Origin of the sequence: Agrobacterium sp. CCNWLW155, assembly GCF_036888815.1 — a bacterium.
Taxonomy (GTDB): domain Bacteria; phylum Pseudomonadota; class Alphaproteobacteria; order Rhizobiales; family Rhizobiaceae; genus Agrobacterium; species Agrobacterium radiobacter.
In genome coordinates this window covers 1-836 of sequence record NZ_JBAKFW010000062.1, presented here as the reverse complement: position 1 = coordinate 836, position 836 = coordinate 1, and the positions used below count along the sequence as shown (strand labels likewise).

The following is an 836-nucleotide window of genomic DNA, read 5'->3' as shown; positions in this document are numbered from 1 at the left end:
CCAATGATGGTGGCAGCATAATCGAGGCGGAAATCCACTTAACAAAACGCCCGAAACTGTTCAGACAAACCGAGCCAGCTCTTTATAAACGGTCCAGTTTTTGGGGATCAGAGCAGTCGGAGGTGAGCTTTAAGTCCAAGCCATTGATAGGAATAGGAGAAATGGCCTTCTGCCCAAGAAAACTACCCCATAAGATATCGCGAAAAATGAAACCTTGCATTCCACTGAGCGGGTTCGTCGGCAGCATCACACCAAGTTTGACCCCGCCCAGATGCCAGTTCCCCTCCGCGATTTCAGTTACGCCGTTATAGGCTCTCTCAATCGGATCTGAAATAACGTGCGCCGCCGTTATAAGGAGACCGCTGCAACTAATAAAGAAGCCTGTACCCAAGCACCGCAAGACCGTCTCGCCTGGAATATGCGCTACAATTGGCACAATACTTTGGCCAAGAATGGAATGGATCGTACCGATAAAGGGCATATCACCGACAAAAATATTGTTCTCGATTGCATAAAAGTCGGGTTCAGCGCCGGGCACCGGTTTAATGGAAACCGGTTTTAAACTTTGGATTTGCCAAACTTTGTCGTCTCTCTGCCCAAAAAAGACCTTTAAGATTTCCACCGGGCTATCCTTCATTTATGTTGCGCCGCATGCCCTTGCAGTCATGCATGCTAGAGCAGATCCTGTGATCGATGAATCGATTGTGAAGTGACGGGGCGAGCGGGAGCTGATTCAACATCCACTGCGAAAGAGGTGGATGATGGGACGAGCACTGAGCGATGATCTTCGACTACGCGTGTTAAAAGCGTCTGCGGCGGGCATGTCTGCGCGCCAG

The 836-nt window shown here is 49.9% G+C and carries 1 protein-coding gene; it reads right to left on the bottom strand.

Features of this window, described 5'->3' with window-relative positions; all coding sequences use genetic code 11:
• Nucleotides 1-82 precede the first annotated feature (82 nt).
• Nucleotides 83-637, bottom strand: a complete 555-nt coding sequence (locus V6S97_RS29115; protein WP_112997632.1) for a hypothetical protein — start codon at nucleotides 635-637, stop codon at nucleotides 83-85.
• Nucleotides 638-836 lie beyond the last annotated feature (199 nt).

Excerpts from the sequence above, each read along its gene's own strand:
- V6S97_RS29115 (WP_112997632.1), bottom strand. The coding sequence starts at position 637 with ATGAAGGATAGCCCGGTGGAAATCTTAAAGGTCTTTTTTGGGCAGAGA.